The organism is Pseudomonas sp. NY15463, assembly GCF_048068415.1.
In the GTDB taxonomy this organism is placed as follows: domain Bacteria; phylum Pseudomonadota; class Gammaproteobacteria; order Pseudomonadales; family Pseudomonadaceae; genus Aquipseudomonas; species Aquipseudomonas mosselii_C.
On record NZ_JBLUQD010000004.1, the window covers coordinates 449,629 to 475,060 of the forward strand.

Annotated in this window: 22 protein-coding genes; 8 read left to right on the forward strand and 14 right to left on the reverse strand. The window is 64.2% G+C overall.

Annotation, left to right across the window (positions count from 1 at the left end):
- Nucleotides 1-105 precede the first annotated feature (105 nt).
- A complete protein-coding gene (gene mutM, locus ACNFIC_RS12765; protein ID WP_138219392.1) occupies nucleotides 106-918 on the reverse strand; it encodes a bifunctional DNA-formamidopyrimidine glycosylase/DNA-(apurinic or apyrimidinic site) lyase in 813 nt (270 codons plus the stop codon).
- Between the two features lie 3 nt (nucleotides 919-921).
- A complete protein-coding gene (locus ACNFIC_RS12770) occupies nucleotides 922-1,740 on the reverse strand; it encodes an HDOD domain-containing protein (protein WP_171030936.1) in 819 nt (272 codons plus the stop codon).
- Between the two features lie 230 nt (nucleotides 1,741-1,970).
- Here ACNFIC_RS12770 and ACNFIC_RS12775 point away from each other — a divergent pair, with 230 nt between their 5' ends.
- On the forward strand, nucleotides 1,971-3,167 hold the full coding sequence (locus tag ACNFIC_RS12775; protein ID WP_416781132.1) for a class I SAM-dependent rRNA methyltransferase: 1,197 nt from the start codon (nucleotides 1,971-1,973) through the stop codon (nucleotides 3,165-3,167).
- A 305-nt stretch (nucleotides 3,168-3,472) separates the two neighbouring features.
- Entirely contained in the window at nucleotides 3,473-5,314 is a 1,842-nt protein-coding gene (gene ilvD / locus ACNFIC_RS12780) for a dihydroxy-acid dehydratase (RefSeq protein WP_138219395.1), read from the forward strand.
- 149 nt (nucleotides 5,315-5,463) lie between these two features.
- On the opposite strand, the gene ACNFIC_RS12785 is transcribed toward ilvD, so the two are convergent.
- Nucleotides 5,464-6,522: a haloacid dehalogenase-like hydrolase gene (locus ACNFIC_RS12785; protein WP_138219396.1), complete on the reverse strand. Its 1,059-nt coding sequence runs from the start codon at nucleotides 6,520-6,522 to the stop codon at nucleotides 5,464-5,466.
- A 288-nt stretch (nucleotides 6,523-6,810) separates the two neighbouring features.
- Nucleotides 6,811-7,326 carry a dihydrofolate reductase gene (locus ACNFIC_RS12790; RefSeq protein WP_138219397.1) on the reverse strand — a complete coding sequence of 172 codons (516 nt, stop codon included), beginning with the start codon at nucleotides 7,324-7,326 and terminating at the stop codon, nucleotides 6,811-6,813.
- A gap of 54 nt (nucleotides 7,327-7,380) precedes the next feature.
- On the opposite strand from ACNFIC_RS12790, the gene ACNFIC_RS12795 reads away from it, so the two are divergent.
- Together ACNFIC_RS12795 and ACNFIC_RS12800 are read left to right on the forward strand one after the other, a co-directional pair.
- Nucleotides 7,381-8,772 carry a DUF2868 domain-containing protein gene (locus tag ACNFIC_RS12795; RefSeq protein WP_416781133.1) on the forward strand — a complete coding sequence of 464 codons (1,392 nt, stop codon included), beginning with the start codon at nucleotides 7,381-7,383 and terminating at the stop codon, nucleotides 8,770-8,772.
- On the forward strand, nucleotides 8,765-10,129 hold the full coding sequence (locus ACNFIC_RS12800; protein WP_416781134.1) for a GTPase/DUF3482 domain-containing protein: 1,365 nt from the start codon (nucleotides 8,765-8,767) through the stop codon (nucleotides 10,127-10,129). Before ACNFIC_RS12795 ends, ACNFIC_RS12800 begins: the two co-directional genes overlap by 8 nt.
- Nucleotides 10,130-10,202: 73 nt before the next feature.
- Here the strand turns inward: ACNFIC_RS12800 and ACNFIC_RS12805 are convergent, their stop codons facing one another.
- Nucleotides 10,203-12,458 carry a heavy metal translocating P-type ATPase gene (locus ACNFIC_RS12805; protein WP_416781135.1) on the reverse strand — a complete coding sequence of 752 codons (2,256 nt, stop codon included), beginning with the start codon at nucleotides 12,456-12,458 and terminating at the stop codon, nucleotides 10,203-10,205.
- Between the two features lie 82 nt (nucleotides 12,459-12,540).
- Here ACNFIC_RS12805 and cadR point away from each other — a divergent pair, with 82 nt between their 5' ends.
- A complete protein-coding gene (cadR, locus tag ACNFIC_RS12810; RefSeq protein ID WP_416781136.1) occupies nucleotides 12,541-12,984 on the forward strand; it encodes a cadmium resistance transcriptional regulator CadR in 444 nt (147 codons plus the stop codon).
- Between the two features lie 216 nt (nucleotides 12,985-13,200).
- On the opposite strand, the gene ACNFIC_RS12815 is transcribed toward cadR, so the two are convergent.
- The 3 genes from ACNFIC_RS12815 to ACNFIC_RS12825 are packed head-to-tail and all read right to left on the reverse strand — an operon-like array spanning nucleotide 13,201 to nucleotide 15,831.
- Nucleotides 13,201-14,172: a thymidylate synthase gene (locus tag ACNFIC_RS12815; RefSeq protein ID WP_416781137.1), complete on the reverse strand. Its 972-nt coding sequence runs from the start codon at nucleotides 14,170-14,172 to the stop codon at nucleotides 13,201-13,203.
- Between the two features lie 50 nt (nucleotides 14,173-14,222).
- Nucleotides 14,223-15,032: a prolipoprotein diacylglyceryl transferase gene (gene lgt / locus ACNFIC_RS12820; RefSeq protein WP_138219403.1), complete on the reverse strand. Its 810-nt coding sequence runs from the start codon at nucleotides 15,030-15,032 to the stop codon at nucleotides 14,223-14,225.
- A gap of 16 nt (nucleotides 15,033-15,048) precedes the next feature.
- Nucleotides 15,049-15,831: a sulfite exporter TauE/SafE family protein gene (locus tag ACNFIC_RS12825; RefSeq protein ID WP_416781138.1), complete on the reverse strand. Its 783-nt coding sequence runs from the start codon at nucleotides 15,829-15,831 to the stop codon at nucleotides 15,049-15,051.
- A gap of 119 nt (nucleotides 15,832-15,950) precedes the next feature.
- On the opposite strand from ACNFIC_RS12825, the gene ACNFIC_RS12830 reads away from it, so the two are divergent.
- The gene (locus ACNFIC_RS12830; protein WP_138219405.1) at nucleotides 15,951-16,697 is read left to right on the forward strand and encodes an NRDE family protein; all 747 of its coding nucleotides are present in this window, start codon (nucleotides 15,951-15,953) and stop codon (nucleotides 16,695-16,697) included.
- A gap of 112 nt (nucleotides 16,698-16,809) precedes the next feature.
- Here the strand turns inward: ACNFIC_RS12830 and ptsP are convergent, their stop codons facing one another.
- Nucleotides 16,810-19,083 carry a phosphoenolpyruvate--protein phosphotransferase gene (gene ptsP, locus ACNFIC_RS12835; RefSeq protein ID WP_138219406.1) on the reverse strand — a complete coding sequence of 758 codons (2,274 nt, stop codon included), beginning with the start codon at nucleotides 19,081-19,083 and terminating at the stop codon, nucleotides 16,810-16,812.
- A gap of 22 nt (nucleotides 19,084-19,105) precedes the next feature.
- Nucleotides 19,106-19,585 (reverse strand): RNA pyrophosphohydrolase, encoded by a 480-nt coding sequence (locus ACNFIC_RS12840; RefSeq protein ID WP_028688498.1) that lies wholly within the window; start codon nucleotides 19,583-19,585, stop codon nucleotides 19,106-19,108.
- 140 nt (nucleotides 19,586-19,725) lie between these two features.
- On the opposite strand from ACNFIC_RS12840, the gene ACNFIC_RS12845 reads away from it, so the two are divergent.
- Nucleotides 19,726-20,382 carry an HAD family hydrolase gene (locus ACNFIC_RS12845; RefSeq protein WP_416781139.1) on the forward strand — a complete coding sequence of 219 codons (657 nt, stop codon included), beginning with the start codon at nucleotides 19,726-19,728 and terminating at the stop codon, nucleotides 20,380-20,382.
- A gap of 53 nt (nucleotides 20,383-20,435) precedes the next feature.
- Here ACNFIC_RS12845 and ACNFIC_RS12850 read toward each other — a convergent pair whose 3' ends face one another.
- Both ACNFIC_RS12850 and ilvA read right to left on the reverse strand, forming a co-directional pair.
- Nucleotides 20,436-20,861 carry a DUF2269 domain-containing protein gene (locus tag ACNFIC_RS12850; RefSeq protein WP_138219408.1) on the reverse strand — a complete coding sequence of 142 codons (426 nt, stop codon included), beginning with the start codon at nucleotides 20,859-20,861 and terminating at the stop codon, nucleotides 20,436-20,438.
- Nucleotides 20,862-20,968: 107 nt separating this feature from the next.
- The gene (gene ilvA, locus ACNFIC_RS12855; protein ID WP_138219409.1) at nucleotides 20,969-22,483 is read right to left on the reverse strand and encodes a threonine ammonia-lyase, biosynthetic; all 1,515 of its coding nucleotides are present in this window, start codon (nucleotides 22,481-22,483) and stop codon (nucleotides 20,969-20,971) included.
- 135 nt (nucleotides 22,484-22,618) lie between these two features.
- On the opposite strand from ilvA, the gene rpiA reads away from it, so the two are divergent.
- Complete coding sequence (rpiA, locus tag ACNFIC_RS12860) at nucleotides 22,619-23,293, forward strand: ribose-5-phosphate isomerase RpiA (protein ID WP_138219410.1); 675 nt, start codon at nucleotides 22,619-22,621, stop codon at nucleotides 23,291-23,293.
- Between the two features lie 170 nt (nucleotides 23,294-23,463).
- On the opposite strand, the gene ACNFIC_RS12865 is transcribed toward rpiA, so the two are convergent.
- Nucleotides 23,464-24,369: an SdiA-regulated domain-containing protein gene (locus ACNFIC_RS12865; protein WP_416781140.1), complete on the reverse strand. Its 906-nt coding sequence runs from the start codon at nucleotides 24,367-24,369 to the stop codon at nucleotides 23,464-23,466.
- A 90-nt stretch (nucleotides 24,370-24,459) separates the two neighbouring features.
- Entirely contained in the window at nucleotides 24,460-25,386 is a 927-nt protein-coding gene (locus ACNFIC_RS12870) for an SdiA-regulated domain-containing protein (protein WP_138221766.1), read from the reverse strand.
- Between the last annotated feature and the right edge of the window lie 46 nt (nucleotides 25,387-25,432).

Genomic DNA, 25,432 nt, shown 5'->3' on the forward strand with positions numbered 1-25,432 from the left:
CAGGTTGTCAGCGCAAAAGCTGAAATAGCCGGGGCTGCTGCGCAGCCCTTTCGCGGCACAAGGCCGCTCCTACAAGGGATTGCGCCAGCTTGGAAATGCCGCAAATCAGCGCTGGCAGCGCGGGCAGAACACGCTGGCGCGCTGGCCCAGGGTTACCGAGCGCAGCTCGCTGCCACACACCTTGCACGGCTGCCCGGCGCGCCCATAGACGAACAGCTCCTGCTGGAAATACCCCGGCTGCCCATCCCCACCCATGAAGTCGCGCAAGGTGGTGCCACCCTGCTCGATAGCCGCCGCCAGCACGCGCTTGATCTCGATCGCAAGCTTCAGGTAGCGCGCCCGGGAAATCCCGCCCGCCGCCCGGCGTGGGTCGATACCCGCGGCGAACAGCGCCTCGGTGGCGTAGATGTTGCCCACGCCCACCACCACCGCGTTGTCCATGATGAACGGCTTGACCGCCATCGCCCGGCCCCGCGACAGCTGGAACAGGCGTTCACCATCGAACAGCTCGGTCAACGGCTCCGGCCCCAGGCGCAGCAGCAGTTCATGCTTGAGCGGGTCGAGGCTCCAGAGCATCGCGCCGAAGCGCCGTGGGTCGGTGTAGCGCAGCATCAAGCCCGACTCCAGCTCGATATCCACATGCTCGTGCTTGGCCGCAGGTAGCCCCTGTTGCACCAGGCGCAGGCTGCCGGACATACCCAGGTGGCTGATCAAAGTGCCCACCTCGGCATTGATCAACAGGTACTTGGCGCGCCGCTCGACGGTGACGATGCGCTGCCCCGACAGGCGCACATCAAGGTCTTCAGGAATCGGCCAGCGCAAACGCCGGTCACGCACCACCACGCGGCTGACGCGCTGGCCTTCCAGATGCGGGGCGATACCCCGGCGGGTGGTCTCGACCTCGGGCAATTCCGGCATCGGTCAGTGCCCGCCCAGTTCGCGGATGTTCTGCTTGAGCTGCTCGAATTCGTATTCGGTCAGGCCGATGTAGTCCAGCACCAACGAGCCGACCACGTTCCACTCATGATCCACGCTCTGATTACCCAGCACACGGTAGGAGGCGCAGATGTGCTCGGACATCTTCAGCACCGCCAGCAGGTTCTTCAGTTGGGTCTGGGTATTGCGCGAGGACTCGTCGCGGAACACCGCCAAGGCATTGTGATGGTTGGCGATGGCCGAGCTGATGTGCTCGGGCAGACGCCAGGACTTGGCGGTGAAGTAGCCAACCACCGAATGATTGGTATTGAACGCACGGTTCTCGGTGTCGACCACGCGGGTATCTTCGCCCGTATTGGCGTAGGACTCCTCCAACACTTCCATGTAGTTGGGGAAGCGCTTGTGCATCAGGGGCACACCGCAGTCATGGAACAGGCCCAGGGTGTAGGCCTCGTCAGGGGCCTGGATACCCGTGCGTTTGGCCAGGGTGAGGCAGGTCATGGCCACATCCTGTGCGGTGTCCCAGAAGCGGTTGAGGGTGACGATGGTCTCGTCGCTCATCTCGCCCTTGATCGACTGGGCGTTGATCAGGTTGATGATCGAACGGCTGCCGAGCAGGTTCACCGCGCGCTGGATCGAACCGATCTTGTTGGCCAGGCCGAACTGCGGTGAGTTGACCAGCTTGAGCAGGGCGCCGGCAAGGCCGGGGTCCTGGGAAATCAGCTTGGCGATGGTCTCCAGGTCCGGGTCAGGCATGTACTGCTCGAACTGCAGATCGACCATGATCTGCGGCTGTGGCGGAATGGTGATGCCTTGCAAGGCATGCTGGATCTGTTCGGCGGTAAGTTCCTGGGACATGGCTGCGTACTCCTTGGGGACGGGGGATTCTAAACCCTGGACGTCGCCAGGGCATCCATTGAGTGGATCGTTCGTTCCAGTTTTCATCGAACTGCCAGCCGCACACTTGGTCGCACCCCGCGCCGAACGCGGGGGCAACACGTTATACTCCCGCTCTTTTTTCCCGGAGCGACGTCATGTCCCTGCCCAGTCTTCGTCTCAAAGCCAATGCCGACCGCCGCCTGCGCGCCGGCCACCTGTGGGTCTACAGCAATGAAGTCGATGTTGCCGCGACCCCGCTGCAGGGCCTGAAGGCCGGCCAGCAGGCCATTCTCGAAGCGGCTAACGGCAAGCCGCTGGGCGTGGTAGCAATGAGCCCGAACAACCTGATCTGCGCTCGCCTGCTGTCGCGCGATGCCAAGCTGCCGCTGGACAAGTCGCTGCTGGTGCACCGCCTCAACGTGGCCCTGTCGCTGCGCGAGCGCTTGTTCGACAAGCCCTGCTACCGCCTGGTGTACGGCGATTCCGACCTGCTACCGGGGCTGGTAGTCGACCGCTTCTTCGACATCCTAGTGGTCCAGCTGGCCTCGGCCACCATGGAAGCGCACAAAGAGGACGTGATGGCCGCCCTGGTGCAGGTGCTCAAGCCCAGCGGCATCCTGTTCAAGAACGACTCTGCCGCGCGCGACGCCGAAGGTTTGCCGCGCTATGTCGACGCCGTCTACGGCGAAGTGCCGGACTGGGTCGCCCTGGAAGAGAACGGCGTGAAGTTCGAAGCCCCGGTGCGTGACGGCCAGAAGACCGGCTGGTTCTACGACCACCGCATGAACCGCGCGCGCCTGGCGCCCTACGTCAAGGGCAAGCGCGTGCTCGACCTGTTCAGCTACATCGGTGGCTGGGGCGTGCAGGCCGGCGCATTCGGTGCCAGCGAGGTATTCTGCGTAGATGCCTCGGGCTTCGCCCTGGATGGCGTCGAGCGTAATGCCGCGCTCAACGGCATCAGCGAGAAGCTGACCTGCATCGAGGGCGATGTGTTCGAGGCCCTGCGCGAACTCAAGGCCGCCGAAGAGCGCTTCGACGTGATCATTGCCGACCCGCCCGCCTTCATCAAACGCAAGAAAGACCTGAAGAACGGCGAGGCCGCCTACCGCCGCCTCAACGAACAGGCCATGCGCATGCTGAGCAAGGACGGCATCCTGGTCAGCGCGTCGTGCTCGATGCACCTGCCCGAGGACGACCTGCACAACATCCTGCTGACCAGCGCCCGCCACCTGGACCGCAACCTGCAACTGCTCGAACGCGGCGGCCAGGGCCCGGACCACCCGGTTCACCCGGCCATCGGCGAAACCCGCTACATCAAGAGCATCACCTGCCGGTTGCTGCCCAATAGCTGATCGGCAAGCTGCAAGCTGCAAGCTGCAAGCTGCAAGCAACGATCGTGCGCCCGCACGCTCCTGTCTTGCAGCTTGTAGCTTGCCACTTGTAGCTCAAGCATTCCCTCGCCGCGCCAGCGGTGTAGAATCGGCGCTATTCATCGCCAGACATCCCCGGCGGGTTTATGAGCTCCGGTCGAGCCTGCGGCGATCCCGCGCGGACTTCGGCCACCCTCCTTGCCAGCGGCAACCGGCCTTCGGCGTTTCAGGACAAGAGAAGCTCACTCCCCAATTTTGTGACGTGATTTAGCCGCCAGGAGCGCTCCATGCCTGATTATCGTTCCAAGACCTCCACCCAAGGCCGCAACATGGCCGGCGCCCGTGCCCTGTGGCGCGCCACCGGGATGAAGGACGAAGACTTCAAGAAACCGATCATCGCCATCGCCAACTCGTTCACCCAGTTCGTCCCAGGCCATGTGCACCTGAAGGACCTGGGCCAGCTGGTCGCCCGCGAGATCGAACGCGCCGGTGGCGTGGCCAAGGAATTCAACACCATCGCCGTGGATGACGGCATCGCCATGGGCCACGACGGCATGCTGTATTCGCTGCCGAGCCGCGAGATCATCGCCGACGCCGTCGAGTACATGGTCAACGCCCACTGCGCCGACGCCATCGTGTGCATCTCCAACTGCGACAAGATCACCCCCGGCATGCTGATGGCCGCCCTGCGCCTGAACATCCCGGTGATCTTCGTCTCCGGCGGCCCGATGGAAGCCGGCAAGACCAAGCTGGCCAGCCACGGCCTGGACTTGGTCGACGCCATGGTCATCGCTGCCGACTCCTCGGCCAGTGACGAAAAAGTCGCCGAATACGAGCGCAGCGCCTGCCCGACCTGTGGTTCGTGCTCCGGCATGTTCACCGCCAACTCGATGAACTGCCTGACCGAAGCGCTGGGCCTGGCCCTGCCGGGCAACGGCTCGACGCTGGCTACCCACTCGGACCGCGAGCAGCTGTTCCTCACCGCAGGTCGCACCATCGTTGAGCTGTGCAAACGCTACTACGGCGAAAACGACGACTCCGTGCTGCCACGCAGCATCGCCAACTTCAAGGCGTTCGAGAACGCCATGATGCTCGACATCGCCATGGGCGGCTCGACCAACACCATCCTGCACCTGCTGGCCGCCGCCCAGGAAGGTGAGGTGGCGTTCGACCTGCGCGACATCGATCGCCTGTCGCGCAAGGTACCGCAGCTGTGCAAAGTGGCGCCGAACATCCAGAAGTACCACATGGAAGACGTGCACCGCGCAGGTGGCATCTTCAGCATCCTCGGCTCGCTGGCCCGTGGCGGCCTGCTGCACACCGACCTGCCGACCGTACACAGCCGCAGCATGGAAGAAGCCATCGCCAAGTGGGACATCACCCAGACCGATGACGAAGCCGTGCACACCTTCTTCAAGGCAGGCCCGGCCGGCATCCCGACGCAGACCGCGTTCAGCCAGTCGACCCGTTGGGAAACCCTCGACGACGACCGCGAGAACGGCTGCATCCGAAGCTTCGAGCACGCTTACTCGCAAGAAGGCGGCCTGGCCGTGCTGTACGGCAACATCGCCCTGGACGGCTGCGTGGTGAAAACTGCCGGCGTGGACGAGTCGATCCATGTGTTCGAAGGCACTGCGAAGATCTTCGAGAGCCAGGACAGTGCCGTGCGCGGCATCCTCGCCGACGAAGTGAAGGCCGGCGACATCGTGATCATCCGCTACGAAGGCCCGAAAGGCGGCCCGGGCATGCAGGAGATGCTGTACCCGACCTCGTACCTGAAGTCCAAGGGCCTGGGCAAGGCATGCGCCCTGCTCACCGACGGTCGCTTCTCGGGCGGCACCTCGGGCCTGTCCATCGGCCACGCCTCGCCGGAAGCGGCCGCAGGCGGCGCCATCGGCCTGGTCCGGGACGGCGACAAGGTACTGATCGACATTCCGAACCGTTCGATCAACCTGCTGGTCAGCGATGAAGAGCTGGCCCAACGCCGCGTCGAGCAGGACAAGAAAGGCTGGAAACCGGCCGAAGTCCGCCCACGCAAGGTGACCACTGCACTGAAAGCCTACGCCCTGCTGGCCACCAGCGCCGACAAAGGTGCGGTGCGCAACAAGGCGATGCTGGACGGGCTGTGAGTCGCTGACTGGCTGAAACAAGAACCGGCGCCCTGAGCGCCGGTTTTTTATGCCTGGAGTCGGACATTTGAGATGGATGGCACCGGCTGCGCCGGTGTTCGCGGCCCAAGGCCGCTCCTACAGGCGGTGGCGCAGGAGCAACGTAACGCTTACTGAATCTGCTCCGGCGTCACGATCACCCAATTCTTGTCCGCCGTCACCGGCAACCCTTCCTTGGCCTGCGCCGCCGCATGCTTGCTGATCATCCCGTTCAATTGGTCCATGTACTTGGCCTTGCGGTTTATCCACAGGTGGATGCCGCCCTTGCCCACATCGACGCTATGAAACTGCATGTAGCCATCGCTGGTCGGGGTATCGCCGCCAACCAGCACCGGCTTTTTCCACTCATCGATATAGGTGAGGATCGCCGCTTGCTTGCCTGCCATCCAGGTGGCAGGGGTCCACAGGTACGGGGTCAGCTCCAGGCCTTCGTTGGCCTTGGGGTCATAATGGCCAGCGCTGATCTGCTTGCGCGCCGTGGTCAACTGGCCGCTGGCGCGGTCCTTGAGCAGCAGGCTCACGCCGATCACGTTTTCGGGTTTGACGTTGTAGCCGTACTTGGGATCGGATGCGACCATGCGCACCAGCTCTTCGGACGCGGCAGAGATCACGTAGACCTCGATGCCGTTCTCCATCAGTTTGTTGTAAAGCTCGGCCTGGCCGCTGAAGACCTTCGGCGGCTGCACCTCGATGGACTTGACCTGGTCGCCTTCAAAATAAGTGCTGGGGATCGGCTTGCCCGAGGCCATCAGCTCGTCCACCTGGACCTTCAACTCCTTGAGGGTGAAGCCTGAGAACACTTGAGCCACCCAGGGGTAGCAGACCATGTCGTCGATCTCGCACAGCCGGTAGTAATAGCTAAACAGGCTTTCCTTGTGCTCGGCGGTGTCCTTGAACGGGATCAGCTTGAGCGAAGGATCGAGCTTGTCGCGAGTCAGCAGACCCTTGTTCTCCATGAACGGCAGCAGCGACTCCTCAAGGTCGTAGCGGTAGCTGGTGTTGTCCATGTCGAACACCGCGTAGTTACCCTTGTTGGCGTTCGCCTTGATCATCGCGTCGAGCTGACTGGCGGCCTCGGCAGGCCAGTGCTTGAGTTCGGTGGCGGCCCAACTGCTGGCGCTCAGCAACAGGGCCAGGCTACCGGCGAGGATTTTCGAAGCAGACTTCATACAGGCATCTCCCTAAGACGTGGCCGTTCAACCCTAGACCGGTTTGGTGACAAACGGACACTCCGTACCGACCCCAGAACAGCCCTCAGCGTCACGCGCACCGCCAAAAGCGACACCTGGTTATTCAAAAAACGACTATCACCATTACTTTTGGATATAAACCCGTTTGCTTTCAGGCTGTTAGCATTTTTGCTTTTTCCCGAACCAGCCCCTGTCTTTGAGCCTGCTGGCGCGGCATTGATCAACGTACGCAAGGCCCTGCAGAAGCAGCCTTGCGCCGCGACAATCTCAACGCTTGTCCCACACCTCGAAGTGATACCCAGGCTTGCCTTCCTCAGCCTGCGCCTCGCTCGACGTCAGCGCCCACTGTTGCTGATCGAATTCAGGGAACCAGGCATCGCCCTGCGGCGACAGCTCCACACGGGTCAGGTACATGCGGCTCACCAGCCCCTTCTCCAGCGCCTGCGCATACAACTGCGCGCCGCCGATCAGCATCAGCTCATCGACGCCCTGCTCGCGTGCCCACTGCTCGGCACGCAGCAGCGCCTGCTCCAGCGAGGCGAAGACCTCGGCGCCGGCCAGCGCCAGGCCTGCCTGGCGGCTGACCACGATATTCAGCCGCCCCGGTAGCGGACGGCCCAGCGAGTCCCAGGTCTTGCGCCCCATGATGATCGGCTTGCCGAGGGTGGTGGCCTTGAAATACTTGAAATCCCCCGGCAGGTGCCAGGGCATGGAATTGTCGATGCCGATCACACGGTTCTCGGCGAGCGCCGCGATCAGGCTTAGGGGAAGTGAGGTAGTCATGCCGGCGAGGATAGCACCGGGCGCGTGGGTTATGCTTGCCCCCTGACCTGTGCAATGGAAGAGCTTGTGACCGCACCGACCCCACTCGACAAGCGCTGGCTCACCGAAGCGGTGCGCCTGCGCGAGGAACACGCAGGCCCCCTGGAGGATCAGGAGGCCAACCGTCACGCCCGCCAGCAGGGCGGCGATCTGGCGGCGCGCATCGAGACCCGCGCCCTGTGGCTGGCCGAGCGCGACGGCATGACCGACGCGCTGCGCCACTGGAAACAAGGCGCGCGCCTGGCGTTGCTGGCCTTGATGGTATTGGCCGTACTCAGCGGCGCAGGCCTTGGCCTGGCTGCTCTGGGCGATGGCCAGCGACCGGTGAACGTGTTCTGGGCCTTGGGCAGCCTGCTGGGGCTGGACCTGCTGTTGTTGATCGCCTGGGCGCTGGGCTTTTGCCTGGCCGGCGAGCACGGCGCAGCGTTGGGCCGCGTGTGGCTGTGGCTCAGCGAACGCTTCGCCCGTGACGCCAAGGCCGCGCAGCTGGCGCCAGCACTGCTGGTATTGCTACAACGTCAACGCCTGAACCGCTGGTTACTGGGCCTGCTGGTACATGGCCTGTGGATGCTGGCGATGCTCGCGGCGCTGGGCATGCTGCTGGCGCTGCTGGCAACCCGACGCTATGGCTTCGTCTGGGAAACCACCCTGCTGGCAGCCGAACCGTTCATCAGCCTGACTCGCGCCTTGGGCGCACTGCCCTCTCTGCTGGGCTTCGGGTTGCCTGACGAGGCGATGATCCGCGCCAGCGGCGCCACCCTGCCAGCCCTGGATGGGGCGCGCCAGGCCTGGGCCAGCTGGCTGCTTGGAGTGGTGCTGGTGTATGGCCTGCTGCCGCGCCTGGCGCTGGCGGCGTTGTGCCTGTGGCGCTGGCGCCAGGGCCGCGCACGTCTGACGCTGGACCTCAACCTGCCCGGCTACGCGCAGTTGCGCGAAGCCCTGATGCCGCGCAGCGAGCGCCTAGGTGTGCAGGACGTCGCCCCCGACGCGCTGCCACACCTGGAAGCCGGACAACTGGACAGCGGGAGCAGCGGCGCGTTGTTGGTCGGGCTGGAGCTGGACGACCAGCACCCCTGGCCACCCGCCCTGCCCCCTGGCATCACCCACGCAGGCGTGTTGGACAGCCGCGAATCGCGCCACAAGTTGCTGGAGCAGCTCAGCCGGTTTCCTCCGGCACGCCTGGCCATTGCCTGTGATCCGCGCCGTTCAGCGGATCGCGGTAGCCTGGCGCTGCTCGCCGAGCTGGCGCGCAATGCAGGCGCCACGCGCATCTGGCTGCTCCAGCCGCTGCCCGGCCAAGCCCTGGACGCTGCACGCCTGGGTGACTGGCACGAGGCCCTCGACCGCCTGGGCCTGCCCCACGCCGACACCTCGCCCCTGACCTGGCTGGAGCATGGCCATGACTGAGCCGCTGAAACTCGCCGTGGTTGGGCACACCAACGTCGGCAAAACCTCATTGCTGCGCACCCTGACCCGTGATGTCGGCTTTGGCGAGGTGTCGCACCGCCCCAGCACCACCCGTCACGTCGAGGGCGCGCGTCTGTCGGTGGACGGCCAGCCACTGCTGGAGCTATACGACACCCCCGGCCTGGAAGACGCCATCGCTCTGCTCGACTACCTCGAACGCCTGGAGCGCCCCGGCGAGCGTCTGGACGGCCCTGCGCGTCTTGAGCGGTTCATGCAGGGCAGCGAAGCGCGCCAGCGCTTCGAGCAAGAAGCCAAGGTGTTGCGCCAGTTGCTGGCCAGCGATGCCGGGCTCTATGTGATCGATGCACGCGAACCCGTCCTCGCCAAGTACCGCGATGAACTCCAAGTGCTGGCCGGTTGCGGCAAGCCGCTGCTGCCGGTGCTCAACTTCGTCGCCAGCCCGTCGCACCGCGAAGCGCAATGGCGCGAAACCCTGGCGCGCCTTGGCCTGCATGCACTGGTGCGCTTCGACAGCGTGGCCCCGCCCGAGGATGGTGAGCGCCGCCTGTACGAGAGCCTGGCCCTGCTGCTCGAACAAGCCCGTCCGGCGCTGCAACGGCTGATCGACGACCAGCAGGCCCAGCGCTTGGACCGGCAGCGCAGCGGCAAACGCCTGATCGCCGAGCTGTTGCTCGACTGCGCCGCCTGCCGACGCAGCGTCGAGACCGAGCCTGGCGCCGAAGCCCGCGCCATCGAAGCCCTGCGCCAGGACGTACGCCAACGCGAGCAACGCTGCGTGGAAGCGCTGCTCAAGCTGTACGCTTTCCGTCGCGAGGACGCCAACGCCGCTGATCTGCCGCTGCTCGACGGCCGCTGGGGCGATGACCTGTTCAACCCCGAGACACTCAAACTGCTGGGCGTGCGCTTGGGCAGCGGGGTGGCCGCAGGCGCTGCGGCCGGCGCGGGCGTGGACCTGCTGGTCGGTGGCCTGACCTTGGGGGCCGCAGCCCTGGCTGGCGCGATTGCAGGGGGCGCGTTACAGACGGCGCGCAACTACGGCGCACGCTTGATGGGCAAGCTCAAAGGCCAGCGCGAACTAACCGTGGACGACACGGTGCTGCGCCTGCTGGCGTTGCGTCAGCAGCAGTTGATGGTGGCACTCGACAGCCGCGGGCATGCGGCGCAGGACAGCATTCGCCTGGCCATACCGGATGAAAAAGCCTGGCGCGAGGGCAAGCTGCCCGACGCCCTGGGTAAAGCCCGGGCGCATCCGCAGTGGTCGACCCTGAACCCTGGCTCCAGGGTGAATCAGGCCCAACGCCAGGAACAGCTGGAGGCGTTGGTGGCCCAGCTCTGACGCCACAACACCGGCGCGCCGGGCCTACACCTGACACTCATGCCGGCGCAGGCGCACGGCAAGCCTCGACGCCTCAGGCGTTGCTGCGCAGCAGGCGCAGGCCATTGAACACGACCAGCAGGCTCACCCCCATGTCGGCGAACACCGCCATCCACAGAGTCGCCGTGCCAGTGAAGGTGATCGCCAGGAACAGCGCCTTCACGCCTAACGCCAGGACAATGTTCTGTACCAGAATGGCCGCGCTTTGACGCGACAGCCTGACGAACGCCGGAATCTTGCGCAGGTCGTCGTCCATCAGCGCCACATCGGCCGTTTCGATGGCGGTGTCGGTGCCGGCGGCAGCCATGGCGAAGCCAATCTCGGCACGGGCCAGGGCCGGTGCATCGTTGATACCGTCACCCACCATCCCTACGCGGTGGCCTTGGGCGTACAGGTTCTCGATGCTCTGTAACTTGTCGGCCGGCAGCAAGTTGCCTTCGGCAAGGTCGATGCCGACCTGCGCGGCGATGGCTTGGGCGGTGTGCGGATTGTCGCCGGTCAGCATGATGGTCTTGATGCCCAGCGCGTGCAGCTCGGCGATTGCCTGACGGCTGCTGTCCTTGACCGTGTCGGCCACAGCGAACAGCGCCAGCGGGCCGCTGCGGTCGAGCAGCAAGACCACGGTCTTGCCTTGGCGCTCCAGAGCGTCCAACGGCACTTCAAGCGCAGGCGAGCACAACCCCAACTCCTCCACCAGACGGTGATTGCCCAGGTGATAGGTTTGACCATCGATGTCGCCGCGCACACCACGGCCGGCCAAGGCCGCGAACCCCTCGACGTCACTCAGCGCAATGCCGTGCGCCTTGGCAAACTGCGCGATGGCGCCGGATACCGGATGGTCGGAGCGGGCCGCCAAACTGGCGGCGAGGGCCTGGGCACGGCCTTCAAAGCGCGGGTCGAGCACCTGGCTGTCGGTTTGCACAGGCTTACCGTGGGTAATGGTGCCGGTCTTGTCCAGGGCTAGGTAGTCCAGCTTGCGCCCACCTTCCAGGTAGACGCCGCCTTTGATCAGAATGCCTTTGCGCGCCGCAGCAGCCAGACCGCTGACGATGGTCACCGGAGTGGAAATCACCAAGGCGCATGGGCAGGCCACCACCAGCAGCACCAAGGCGCGGTAGATCCAGTCGAACCAGGCGTCGCCCATCAGCAGCGGTGGAATCAGCGCAACCGCCAACGCCACGACAAACACCACGGGGGTATAGAGGCGCGAGAACTGGTCGACGAAGCGTTGCGTCGGCGCGCGAGCGCCTTGGGCCTGCTCGACGGCCTTGATGATGCGCGCCAGGGTCGATTGGCCGGCAGCGGCGCTCACCCGGTATTCGAGGGCGCCGGCCTGGTTGATCGTGCCAGCGAACAGTTTGTCGCCCGCCGCCTTCTCGACGGGCAGGCTTTCGCCGGTAATCGGCGCCTGATCGACGCTGGATTGCCCACTGAGCACCTCGCCGTCCAGGCCGATACGCTCCCCCGGGCGCACCCGCACCCGTGCACCGATGGCCACGTCGCGCACGTCTACCTCACGCCACTGGCCATCGGGCTGCTGCACGGTGGCCATGTCCGGCGCCAACTGCATCAAACCACTGATGGCGTTGCGCGCCCGGTCCAGCGAGCGGGCCTCGATCAGCTCGGCGATGGTGAACAGCACCATCACCATCGCCGCTTCCGGCCACTGGCCGATGAGCACGGCGCCGGTCACGGCGATGCTCATCAGCGCGTTGATGTTGAGGTTGCGGTTCTTCAGGGCGATCCAGCCTTTCTTGTAGGTGCCCAGGCCACAGCCGAGAATGGCCGCCAAGGCCAGCAGCGCTACAATCCACTCCGGCGCAACGCCAGAGAAATGCACGACTTCGGCGGCGATCGCCGCAATACCCGACAAAGCCAATGGCCAAACCGACTTCTTCACCGCTGGCGGCGCTATGCCTTCGTCGTCGGCGGCCAGTGGCTCGGCCTTCATCCCCAAGCTGTCGATGGCCCGCTCGATGGCGGCGGTGCCATCGAGTGTGTGGCGCACGCCAAGCACGCGATTGATCAGGTTGAACTCCAACTGCTCGATGCCAGCGAGCTTGCCGAGCTTGTCCTGGATCAGCGTCTGTTCGGTGGGGCAATCCATCGCCTCAATGCGAAAACGACTGAGCTGCGCGCTGGCGCTGGCATGTTCGCTCAGTTGCACCAAGGCCGGGGCAGCCTTGCTGGCGCAGCAGTGGTGGGCGTGGCCTGCGTGTTGGCCTGAATGGCCATGGGCGTGATCATGCGCGTGGTCGTGCGGGGAGTCGTGGCTGACGGGGTGGTTCATGGGTTCGTCCTTAAAGGGAGCCTGTTGCCAAGTGAACACCCTGTAGCCACTATAGGGTCAACCCATTCGCTGGAGATTTGCCATGAAGATCGGAGAGCTGGCCAAAGCCACGGACTGCGCAGTGGAAACCATCCGCTACTACGAGCGCGAGCAACTGCTGCCAGAGCCTGCCCGCACCGAGGGTAACTACCGGCTCTACACCCAGGCCCATGTGGAGCGGCTGACGTTCATCCGCAACTGCCGCACCCTGGACATGACCCTGGATGAAATCCGCAGCCTGCTGCGCCTGCGCGACAGCCCGGAAGGTTCGTGCGGCAGCGTGAATGCGCTGATCGACGCGCATATCGAACATGTGCAGGCCAGGATCGACGGACTAGTGGCGTTGCAGGAGCAACTGGTGGACTTGCGCAGGCAGTGCAGCGCGCAGGGGGCGGAGTGCGCGATTCTGCAGCAACTGGAGACCAACGGGGCGGTGTCGATGCCAGAGGTGGAGCATTCGCATGTGGGGCGTAGCCACGGGCATTGATGGTGTCTGTACAAATGCCTTCGCGGGCAAGTCGGGACGCCGAACCGCCGCTCCCACAGGTGTACCGCTGATTCCAAACCCTGCGGTGTGCCTGTGGGAGATCAACCAGCCCTTAGGGCTGCGCTGTCGCGCAGAGAACTGATTTCGCAAGCGCGCCGCGTACCCTGTGGGAGCGGGCTTGCCCGCGAATGCGTCAGCTCAGGCGACGAGGATCTGTCAGACCGCCATCGGCGCTGTCATCGGCGCATGGTGTTCGTACCCATCCAGCCAAAAATCGCTCGGCTCGATCTTCTCCAGCCACTCCGGCGCATAGACACCCGTTTCGGCAAATGCCGGCACACGCTCGCTGATCACCAGCTTCGGCGCCTCCAGTGGCTCGCGCTTGAGCTGCTCGTTGAGCATGTCCAGGTGGTTTTCGTACACATGGGCATCGCCAATGAAGTAGGTGAACCAGCGTGGGGTGTAGCCGGTCAGGCGACCGAACAGCGACAGCAGCGCGGCGCCCTCGGTGAGGTTGAACGGCGTGCCCAGGCCCAGGTCGTTGGAGCGGATGTAGAGCGTCAGGGAGATTTCCTTGGTCTCGACATTCGGGTGGAACTGGTACAGCAGGTGGCACGGCGGCAGGGCCATTTCATCGAGCTGGGCGCAGTTCCAGCCATGGAACAGGATGCGTCGGCTGCCTGGGTCGTGGGCGATGGTGTCCAGGCACTGGCGCACCTGGTCGATGGCCTTGAACAGCACGACGAACGCCTGGCCGTCTTCTTCATCCTGGGCGATGCTGCGGAAACCGGCCTTTTCGGCCATCTCGATAGCCGCCGGGTTGCTCAGCGGGATGCGCTTGTAGCCCGGCCACTGGCGCCACTGCACGCCGTAGATCTCGCCCAGGTCGTCATGCCCCTGGCGGAACGGGTTGGCCAGCCACTGGGCATTTTCGTTGGCGTTCTGGTCCCAGACCTTGCAGCCCAGTTCGCGGAACTCTGCGGCGTTCTTCACACCGCGCAAGAAACCCACCATCTCGCCAATCGCCGACTTGAACGCCAGCTTGCGCGTGGTAATGGCCGGGAAGCCCTTTTGCAGGTCGAACCGCAGCATGGCGCCCGGCAGGCTGATGGTGCGGATACCGGTGCGGTTTTCCTGCAGCGTGCCGTTTTCGATCACGTCACGGACCAGGTCCAGATACTGTTTCATGGCTTACCTGTAGCGAACACGGCAGGGGGATCGCCCCTGCCGTGGAGGTTTCAGTGGGCGGGTGTCGCCGTTGGCTTGCGATTATAAGCCCACCAGATCAGGCCGAGACCAGCGAGGATCATCGGTACGCAGAGAATCTGACCCATGGTCAGCCAACCCCAGGCGATGTAACCCAGCTGAGCGTCCGGTACGCGGACGAACTCGACGATGAAGCGGAAGATGCCGTAGAACAGCGCGAACATGCCAGACACCGCCATGGTTGGCCGAGGCTTGCGCGAGAACGCCCAGAGAATCACGAACAGCGCCACGCCTTCGAGGGCGAACTGATACAGCTGCGACGGGTGACGCGGCAATTGGGCCGGGTCGCTGAACGGCGGGAAGATCATCGCCCACGGCACGTCGGTGGGCTTGCCCCACAGCTCGGCGTTGATGAAGTTGCCGATGCGCCCCGCGCCCAGGCCAATCGGCACCAGCGGGGCAACGAAGTCCATCAGTTCGAAGAACGACTTGTTGTTGCGCTTGCCGAACCACAGCGCCGCCAGCATCACGCCGATGAAGCCGCCGTGGAACGACATGCCGCCCTTCCACACCTCGAAGATCAAGGTCGGGTTGGCCAGGTACTGGTGCAGGTCGTAGAACAGCACGTAGCCCAAGCGGCCACCGACGATCACCCCCATCGATAGCCAGAACACCAGGTCGGAGAGTTTTTCGCGGCTCCAGGTGGGGTCGAAGCGGTTCAGTCGACGCGAGGCCAGCAGCCAGGCGCCGCCAATGCCGATCAGGTACATCAGGCCGTACCAGTGGATTTTCAGCGGCCCGAGGGCCACGGCCACGGGGTCGATCTGCGGATAAGGCAGCATGCTCAGTCCTCTTTGTTCAAATCAGGAAGCTCAAGCCGACACAGAACAGCAGTGCGGCGAACAGGCGCTTGAGTGCGCGCGGCGACAGCGTGTGCGCCAGGCGCGCGCCGAAGCGGGCGAAAAACATGCTGGTCACGGCGATGCCGACCAGCGCGGGCAGGTAGACATAGCCCAGGCTGTGGGCCGGCAGGTGCTCCTCGTGCCAACCCAGCCACATGAAGCTCAACGCGCTGGCCACGGCGATCGGCAGGCCACAGGCCGACGAGGTGGCCACCGCCTGCTGCATGGGCAGGCTGCGCCAGGTCAGGAACGGCACGGTCAGCGAACCGCCGCCGATACCGAAAATCGCCGAAGCCCAGCCGATCACGCCACCGGCAGCGGTGAGCGCCGGCTTGCCGGGAATGCCTCGGCTGGCCTTGGGTTTGATTTCCAGCGCCATCTGCGCCGCGATCACCAAGGCGAACACACCAATGATCTTTTGCAACATCGGGCCCTGGATCAGCGACGCGGTCTTGGCCCCGACCAGTGCACCGAGCAGGATGCCCAGGGTCATCCAGGCGAAGATCGGCCACTGCACCGCGCCTTTGCGCTGGTGTTCGAGCACGGCGTTGATCGAGGTGAAGACGATGGTCGCCAGCGATGTACCGACCGCCAGGTGGGTGAGCACGGAAGGATCGAAGCCCTGCAAGGTGAAGCTGAATACCAGCACAGGCACGATGATGATTCCACCGCCCACGCCGAACAGCCCGGCCAGCACGCCGGCACAGGCTCCCAACAGCAGGTAGAGTACGAATTCCATTCGTGGCCCCAGTCAAAAACAATCCGGCATGGTAACGGAAGCCAAGGCCGCGGCTCTAGTGAACTCTGTGTCAGGAGCGGGTTTGCCGGTAAAGTGGCCGAAAACACAGGGGATAACCTATGTGCCTGATCGTATTCGCGTGGCAGCCGGGGAGCGCCCGGCCGCTGGTGGTCGCGGCCAACCGGGACGAGTTCTACGCCCGGCCAACGCAAGCCCTGGCGGCGTGGGAGGATGCACCGGGGGTGCATGCGGGACGCGACCTGGAGGCTGGCGGCAGTTGGTTGGGGATCGGGCCGCAGGGGCGCTTCGCAGCACTGACCAATATCCGCGCCCCAGGCCAGCCCCAGGGGCCGCGCTCGCGGGGCGAGTTGGTCGCGGCCTATTTGCAGGGCGAGCTGGGCGTCGAGGCCTATCTGGACCAAGTTGCCAGTCGCAGCGCGCAATATTCGGGTTTCAACCTGCTGGTGGGTGATTCGCAGCAACTGGGCTACCTGCATGCGCGGGAAGCCTCCCCGCGCCTGCTGGCGGCGGGCGTGTACGGGCTGTCCAACGCTGGGCTGGATACGCCGTGGCCGAAGCTGCTCAAGGCGCGCAGTGGGCTGCAAAGCCTGCTCGACTCGGCTGATCCCCAGCAGTTGCTTGCGCTGCTGGCCGATGCCACTCAAGCCCCCGACAGTGCGCTGCCAGACACCGGCGTAGGGCTGGCCACCGAGAAATTGCTGTCGAGTGTGTTCATTGCCAGCCAGAACTACGGGACCCGGGCGAGTACGGTGCTGATTGTGGATAACTCAGGACGGCGACGAATGGTGGAGCGCAGCTTCGGGCCGTTCGGTGGGCATCTGGGGGAAGTGGATATCACGATTTGAAGCCATAGGGGCGCTTGGCGCACCTTTCGCAGCAAACGGCCGCTCAGGGAGACGCAGGCCCGTGTAGGAGCGGCCTTGTGCCGCGAAAGGCCCGCAAAGCGGGCCCATGATCTCAGAGCGTCTTGTTCGGCCCGATCATCCGCGCCAGCCCAAGGTTCTTCAGCGCCAGTTGCAACGCACTGTGGGTCAGCTGCGGGTTGTCATGGCTCAGCGCGTCTTCCAGCAGTTCCTTGGCCTTGCTCAGGTTCACCTGACGCAGCATCCACTTCACCTTCGGCAGGTTGGTGGCGTTCATCGACAGGCTGTCGAAGCCCATGGCCATCAGCAGGATCGCCGCCGCAGGATCACCGGCCATCTCGCCGCAGATACTCACCGGCTTGCCCTCACCATGGGCATCGCGCACCACGGTGTTGAGCGCTTGCAGCACGGCGGGGTGCAGGTAGTCGTAAAGGTCGGCGACCCGCGGGTTGTTGCGGTCCACCGCCAGCAGGTACTGGGTGAGGTCGTTGGAGCCGACCGACAGGAAGTCCACCTGCCGCGCCAGCTCCTTGGTCTGGTACACCGCTGCCGGGATTTCCACCATCACGCCTACCGGCGGCATCGGCACGTCGGTGCCTTCGTCACGCACTTCGCCCCAGGCCCGGTGGATCAGGTGCAGGGCCTCTTCCAGCTCGTGGATACCAGAGATCATCGGCAGCAGGATGCGCAGGTTGTTAAGACCCTCGCTGGCCTTGAGCATGGCGCGGGTCTGCACCAGGAAGATTTCCGGGTGATCGAGGGTGACGCGAATACCACGCCAGCCGAGGAACGGGTTTTCTTCCTTGATCGGGAAATACGACAGGGCCTTGTCGCCGCCGATGTCGAGGGTCCGCATGGTCACCGGCAACGGGTGGAAGGCTTGCAACTGCTCGCGATAGATCGCTAGCTGTTCCTTCTCGCTAGGGAAACGCTGATTGATCATGAACGGCACTTCGGTGCGGTACAGACCAACCCCTTCGGCGCCACGCTGCTGGGCGCGAGCCACGTCGGCCAGCAGGCCAGTGTTGACCCACAGCGGCATGCGGTGGCCGTCGGGAGTGACGCACGGCAGCTCGCGCAGCGCGTCGAGGCCACGCGCCAACTGGCGCTCCTCCTCGACAACGTCGCTGTACTGTTTGCGCAGCACCTCGCCGGGGTTGGTGAATACCTCGCCCTTGTAGCCGTCGACGATCAGCTCGATGCCGTCGACCTTCGAATACGGCAGGTCGACCAGGCCCATGACCGTGGGAATACCCATCGCCCGGGCCAGAATCGCCACGTGGGAGTTGCCCGAACCGAGTACCGATACCAAGCCGACCAGCTTGCCCTCGGGCACCTCGCCGAGCATGGCAGGGGTCAGCTCTTCGCTGACCAGGATGGTGTTGTCCTGGTACACCAGCGACTGCGAGCGGGCCTCCTGAAGGTAAGCCAACAGGCGCCGGCCGAGGTCCTTGACGTCCGACGCGCGCTCGCGCAGGTAGTCGTCGTCCATCAGCTCGAAGCGGTTGACGTGCTCGCCGACCACTTGGCGCAGAGCGCCTTGGGCCCATTGGCCAGTCTTGATGACCTCGACCACCTCGCCGCCCAGGGCGGCGTCTTCGAGCATCATCAGATACACGTCGAACAACGCGCGCTCTTCGGGGCGCAGCTGGGTAGCCAGCTTCGCCGAAAGCTTGCGCATGTCTTCGCGCACGCCTTCAAGGGCGTTGTTGAATAGCTTGAGTTCGTTGTCGATGTCTTCGACAGTCTTGTCCGGCACCACTTCAAGATCGGCCGGCGGCAGCATCACCACTGCACGGCCCACCGCTGCACCGGGCGAGCCGGGTACGCCGACAAAACGCGCTTCCTGGATGCCCTTGCCCTGACGGCCCAGACCACGGATCGAACCGGTGGCCTCGGCGTGGGCGATAACACCGGCGAGCTGAGCGCTCATGGTCACCAGGAAGGCTTCTTCTCCCTCGTCGAACTGACGCCGCTCTTTCTGCTGGATCACCAGGACCCCGACCACACGGCGGTGGTGAATGATCGGCGCGCCGAGGAAGGAGGCGAAGCGCTCTTCGCCGGTCTCGGCGAAATAGCGGTAACGGGGGTGGTCGGCGGCGTTCTCGAGGTTCAGCGGCTCCTCGCGGGTGCCGACCAGGCCGACCAGGCCTTCGTTGGGGGCCATGCTGACTTTGCCGATGGACCGCTTGTTCAGGCCCTCGGTGGCCATCAGCACGAAACGGTTGGTTTCGGGGTCGAGCAAGTAGACCGAGCAGACTTGGCTGCCCATGGCCTCCTTGACGCGCAAGACAATGATACCCAACGCCGTCTTGAGATCTTTGGCGGAGTTCACTTCCTGGACGATCTTGCGCAGCGTATTGAGCATGGCTCGGGGTCGGACTCCGTCGTCAGTCGCGCGTCAGCAGGCGCGGGGCTAGCTCTTTCAGGGCGCGTCGGTAGACCTCGCGCTTGAATGTCACCACCTGGCCCAGCGGATACCAGTAGCTGACCCAGCGCCAGCCGTCGAATTCCGGTTTGCCGGTGAGGTCCATGCGCACCCGTTGCTCGTTGCTCACGAGGCGCAGCAAGAACCACTTTTGTTTCTGGCCAATGCACAGCGGCTGGCTGTGGGTGCGCACCAGGCGCTGGGGTAAACGATAACGCAACCAGCCACGGGTGCAGGCAAGTATTTCCACATCCTGGCGTTCCAGGCCAACTTCTTCGTTCAGCTCGCGGTACAGGGCGTCTTCTGGTGTTTCGTCAGGGTTGATGCCCCCCTGGGGAAACTGCCAGGCATCCTGGTTGATCCGCCGAGCCCATAGCACCTGCCCGGCATCATTCGTGAGAATGATCCCGACATTGGGGCGAAAACCATCGGGGTCGATCACGGCAGCAACCTCGCAAACGCATGTCGCCGCATTGTTCCACAAAGCCTGCGAGCGCAGCAACGCGCCCGCCACGCTTATGTGCAGAGCGATCAAAACTCCGTATTCTGCGGGGCTTCCCGAGGCTTCTGCGAGCGACCCACATGCGCCTGGCTTTATTCGACCTGGACAATACCCTCCTCGGCGGCGACAGCGACCACGCCTGGGGTGACTACCTGTGCGAGCGGGGCATCCTCGACCCGGTCGCGTACAAGGCACGCAACGATGCCTTCTACCAGGATTACCTGGCCGGCACCCTGGACCTGCAGGCCTACCTGGCCTTCTCCATGGAGATCCTTGCCGCCACCGAGCCTGCCCAGCTCGACCAGTGGCACCGCGCGTTCATGCACGACTGCATCGAACCGATCATCCTGCCCAAGGCCCTGGCCTTGCTGCAGCAGCATCGCGAGGCGGGCGACCAACTGGTGATCATCACCGCCACCAACCGCTTCGTCACCGCCCCCATCGCCCGCCGCCTCGGCGTGCGCGTGCTGCTGGCGACCGAATGCGAGAGGCAGGATGGCCGCTACACCGGGCGCAGTACCGATATACCGTGTTTTCGTGAAGGCAAGGTGACGCGGCTGAACCGCTGGATGCTGGAAAACGGCTTCGACCTGGAAGACAGCTACTTCTACAGCGATTCGATGAATGACTTGCCGCTGCTGGAGAAAGTGACCCATGCGGTGGCGGTGGACCCAGACCCGAAGCTGCGCAACGAAGCCCAGGCGCGCGGCTGGCCGGTGATTTCGTTGCGCGATTGAAGTATTCCTGGCCCAGCCCTTTCGCGGTGGTCCACATAGGCGATGAAAAACTATCAGACCGGTTTGGCGCCCATCAGCCCGGCGATGGACAGCAGGCACACTCCGCTGAACAGCGCCAGCGCCAGGGTGAACCTGAGCCCTACTCGCTCAGCCTTGCGTAGCCGGTTCAGGCGCACCAGCAGCCACCACACAGCGAACACGCCGAATGCGTAAAGGACGCTGGAGGCCAGCACCCAGGTCTGCCCCAGGGGCCAGCCAACCAGATGGACCAGCCACCAGCCGGTGAACGGCATGCTCACCAGGCACAACCCCATCAGCAACCAGACGAACACCAGCGGCCGGCGCAGCAGCTTGGCGTAGGCCTCACTGTCGCCCTTGCGCCGAGCCCGCACGGTCCAGACCGCCAGGCACAGGGCGCCAAGCAGCAAGATGGCGGTGGCAGCGATATGCAGGGTCTTGAGGGTGGTCAGGTGTTCCATTTCTGGATTGTCCTTTATCAGGCCGTTCGTGCGCTGCCGTCTGCTCTTGTAAGAGCGGCCTCGTGCCGCTCCTACACAAAGCGCGATATCTGGCTTAGCTTAGCTGCTCAGCCGAGGAACAGCTTGTAAGCCGGGTTCTCGGTTTCATCCCAGTACGGATAGCCGATCTTGGCCAAGGCCGCCGGTACCAGGTGACGCTCTTCTTCCGGCACCTGCAAGCCCGCCACCACCCGGCCATCAGCAGCGCCGTGGTTGCGGTAGTGGAACATCGAAATGTTCCAGCGGCCACCGAGTTTGTTGAGGAAGTTGAACAGCGCGCCGGGCCTTTCGGGGAACTCGAAGCGCAGCACGATCTCATCGCTGGCCCCAGCCGAATGCCCACCGACCATGTGGCGGATGTGCAGCTTGGCCAGTTCGTTGTCAGTCAGGTCGGTGACTGGGAAGCCTTGCTCGGTCAGATGCTGTACCAGTGCCGCGCGCGGATCGTTTTCCGGGTGGGTCTGCACGCCGACGAAGATGTGCGCTTCGTCCGAGGTGTGCTTGCGGTAGTTGAACTCAGTGATCTGGCGCTTGCCGATAGCCTCGCAGAAGGCCTTGAAGCTGCCCGGACGCTCAGGGATGGTCACGGCGATGATCGCCTCGCGCTTTTCGCCAAGTTCGGCGCGCTCGGCTACGTGGCGCAAGCGGTCGAAGTTGACGTTGGCGCCAGAGTCGATAGCCACCAGGGTCTGCCCGGTCACACCTTTGAGTTCGACATACTTCTTGATACCCGCCACGCCCAAAGCACCGGCAGGTTCGGTGATCGAGCGGGTATCGTCGTAGATATCCTTGATGGCGGCACAGATTTCGTCGGTACTGACGGTGATCACCTCATCCACATGCTGACGGCAGATGTCAAAGGTGTGCTGGCCGATCTGCGCCACCGCCACGCCGTCGGCGAACAAGCCGACCTGCGGCAGTACCACGCGCTCGCCAGCGGCCATGGCGGCTTGCAGGCAGTTGGAGTCGTCCGGCTCGACGCCGATCACCTTGATCTGCGGGCGCAGGTACTTCACGTAGGCAGCGATCCCGGCAATCAGGCCGCCGCCACCGACCGGCACGAAGATCGCGTCCAGCTGGCCTGGATGCTGACGCAGGATTTCCATGGCCACGGTGCCCTGTCCGGCAATGGTGTGCGGGTCGTCGTAAGGGTGGATGTAGACGAAGCCCTTTTCCTCGACCAGTTTCAGCGAGTACGCCAGCGCCTCGGGGAACGAGTCGCCGTGCAGTACCACTTTGCCGCCCCGCGAACGCACACCTTCGATCTTGATTTCGGGGGTGGTCTTAGGCATCACGATGGTGGCCTTGATGCCCAGCTCGCGCGCCGCCAGGGCCAGGCCCTGGGCATGGTTGCCGGCCGAGGCGGTGACCACGCCACGGGCCAGTTCCTCAGCCGTAAGCTGCGCCAGCTTGTTGTAAGCCCCGCGGATCTTGAACGAGAACACCGGCTGCAAGTCTTCGCGCTTGAGCAGCACGCTGTTGCCCAGGCGCTTGCTCAGTTGCCCGGCGCTGTGCAGCGGGGTTTCGACGGCAACGTCGTAGACGCGCGAGGTGAGGATCTTCTTGACGTACTGTTCGAGCATCGGGAAAGCATCACTGGGCCGCGGGACAAGGGCTGGGAGTCTACCGCAGCGGGCTGTCGGGCAGCCACAGCAAAGCCCTCCTAGCCGTTATACTAGGCCCCTTTGCCATCCGCCCAGCCCCTTCCCGGAGCCCGCATGACCCAGGACCAACTCAAACAGGCCGTCGCCCAGGCCGCTGTCGATCTCATCCTCCCGAAGCTGGATGACAAGAGCATCGTCGGCGTCGGCACCGGTTCCACAGCCAACTTCTTCATAGACGCCCTGGCCCAGCACAAGGCTGCCTTCGATGGCGCCGTTGCCAGTTCCGAGGCCACCGCCCAGCGCCTGAAGGGCCATGGCATTCCGGTGTATGAACTCAACAGCGTCAGCGAGCTGGAGTTCTACGTGGATGGCGCAGACGAAAGCGATGCCCACCTGAACCTGATCAAAGGCGGTGGCGCAGCCCTGACCCGCGAGAAGATCGTCGCGGCAGTGGCCAAGACCTTCATCTGCATCGCCGATGCCAGCAAGTTGGTGCCAGTGCTGGGCGCCTTCCCGTTGCCGGTCGAGGTCATCCCCATGGCCCGCAGCCACGTGGCGCGCCAACTGGTCAAGCTGGGCGGCGACCCGGTCTACCGCGAAGGCGTGGTGACCGATAACGGCAACGTGATCCTGGATGTCCACAACCTGCAGATCACCAACCCAGTGGAGCTGGAAGCCCAGATCAACGCGATTGTTGGCGTGGTGACCAACGGCCTGTTCGCTGCGCGACCGGCTGACGTGCTGCTGCTGGGCACCGCCGAAGGCGTGAAGAGCCTTAAGGCTGAGTGAAGCGCGCCGCCTCTACGGGTGCTGTAGGAGCGGCCTTGTGTCGCGAAAGGGCCGCGTAGCGGCCCCGACGATAGGTGCCGTAGCCAAGATCTTGGGGGCGCGCAGCGGCCCCAGGGTTTATGTGTCATGCAAGATCGAGGGCGCGGCCTTTGATTCGGTGGCTTGCCGGGTCAATCGGCCGACTGGCGGAACACATAGAACAGGTTCGGCTCGCTCACCAGATACAGCGTGCCGGCCTCGTCCATCGCCATCCCTTCGGCCTGGGGCACAGGCTGCTTCAGCCCCTGGGAGCCCTTGCGCAGTGACAAGGTGCTCAATGGCCGCCCCTCCACATCCAGCTCGATCACCAGCCGCGACTCATCCGAGAGCGCCAGCAAATGCCCGCTGCGCTCGTCGTATTGCAGGCTCGACAAGTCCCGCACGAAAAGACGCGCATCGCGCTCGCGGTCTTGCACCACATGCACCGCGTAGGGCTGCTCGGGGTTGGTGTGGGGAAAGCCGTGCACTTCGTAGATCAACATCGGGTCGCGCTCCTTGGCCACGAACAGGCGTTTGCCTGCCGAATCGTATGCCAGCCCTTCGAAGCCCTTGTTGCCATTCAGGCCAATGCCCAAGGTCAGTTGCTCAGCATCGCCGGCATCGAGAAACGGCGTGTCGTCATCCAGGCGCACTTGAATCAGGCGCTGCTGGCGCTCGTCGGTGATCACGTAGGTGTTGGGCCCCACGTACTCCACCGCCTCAGGGTCGCCAAAACCGGTCAGTGGGACGCGGCGCAGAATACGCCCGTCCAACGACAGTTCGATCAGCTCTGGGCTGGAGTTAGTAACCGTGAACAGGCTCTTGCGATCAGGATCGAAGGTCAGCGCCGAAAGGTCCGCGTGCAGCCCCTCGATCGGCTGGGCTTCAAGGGTGACCTGATAGCGATCCAGGGCAATGCCCTGCTCGACCGGCTGCCACCACGTCTTGAGATTGAACCAGCCGCGCTCGAACAGGCGAAACTCATGCCCCGCCACGCCCAGCAGTGCCAACAGGACGAACAGAACAACAACACAGATCAAACGGTAGCTTCGGCGCATCAGGGCAAGCTCGACGGAAAGAGTGCGAATCTAACCATCTACAACTGAACCCAACCTTAAAGCCATCGACGCAAACGGCTGGCGAACCTGTCAGTTTTTTCGGAAGCGATAGAAGAGGTTGGGCTCACTGACCATGTACAGGTTGCCCTGGTCATCCATTGTGACCCCTTCAGCTCGTGGAATGGTGTCCTTCAGGCCATTGAAACCACCCAGCAGGGTCATGAAACTGACCTGCTCGCCCTGCTCGTTCAGCTCCAGTAACAGGCTCGACTCGGCCGACAGCGCCAACACATTGCCGGTACGCGGGTCGACCGCCACGGCAGACAGGTTGCGCACGTCCAGTTGATCGCTGGGTAACGCCACGCGTGGCCCCGTGGGCAGACTGCGGCCGTCAGTATTGATGGCAAACAGCTTGGGCGGACGCTCTTCGCCCAGCAGCAGGCGCTGACGCGTAGCATCCCAGGCGATGCCCTCGAAGCCCTTGTTGCTGTCTTCGGACGCGCCCAGGTCGAACGCCGGGTAATCGTCGCGGTTGAGCGAGGTGGTATCGGCCTCGACCTTGACCACCACCACGTCATGCCAGCGCTCGTCGACGATACCAATCCGGCCGTCCTCCATCACCGCCACCCCTTCGGGGTTGGCCCATCCCTGGAGGGGGATTTTGCGCAGCAGATTGCCTTGCAGGTCGAGTTCAGCCAGGAACGGGTGCTTACCCATCACGGCGAACAGCGTACGGGTGTGCGGATTGAAGGAAAGGTCCGACGCCTCGTCGCGCTCCATGCCCACCAAGGGCTTGGCATCGATATCCACGACGTAGGCCGGCAGCCAGACGCTCTGCTGGCGCTGCGCCTGGCTCTGGAAGCGCTCCTTGAGCCACAGCACACCACGATCGTCCCAGTGCATGGCCACAGCCACGCCGTAGCCGATCACCACCAGGGCACCGAGCAAAACGGGCCAACGCAACAAAGCGCTGCGCTTTGGGGCGGGCGGGAGCGGCGTGGCGGAGGGTGCGACCATCGTTTCGGATCCTAAGGCGTGCCGTTATGTACTGCATAACGTCGGC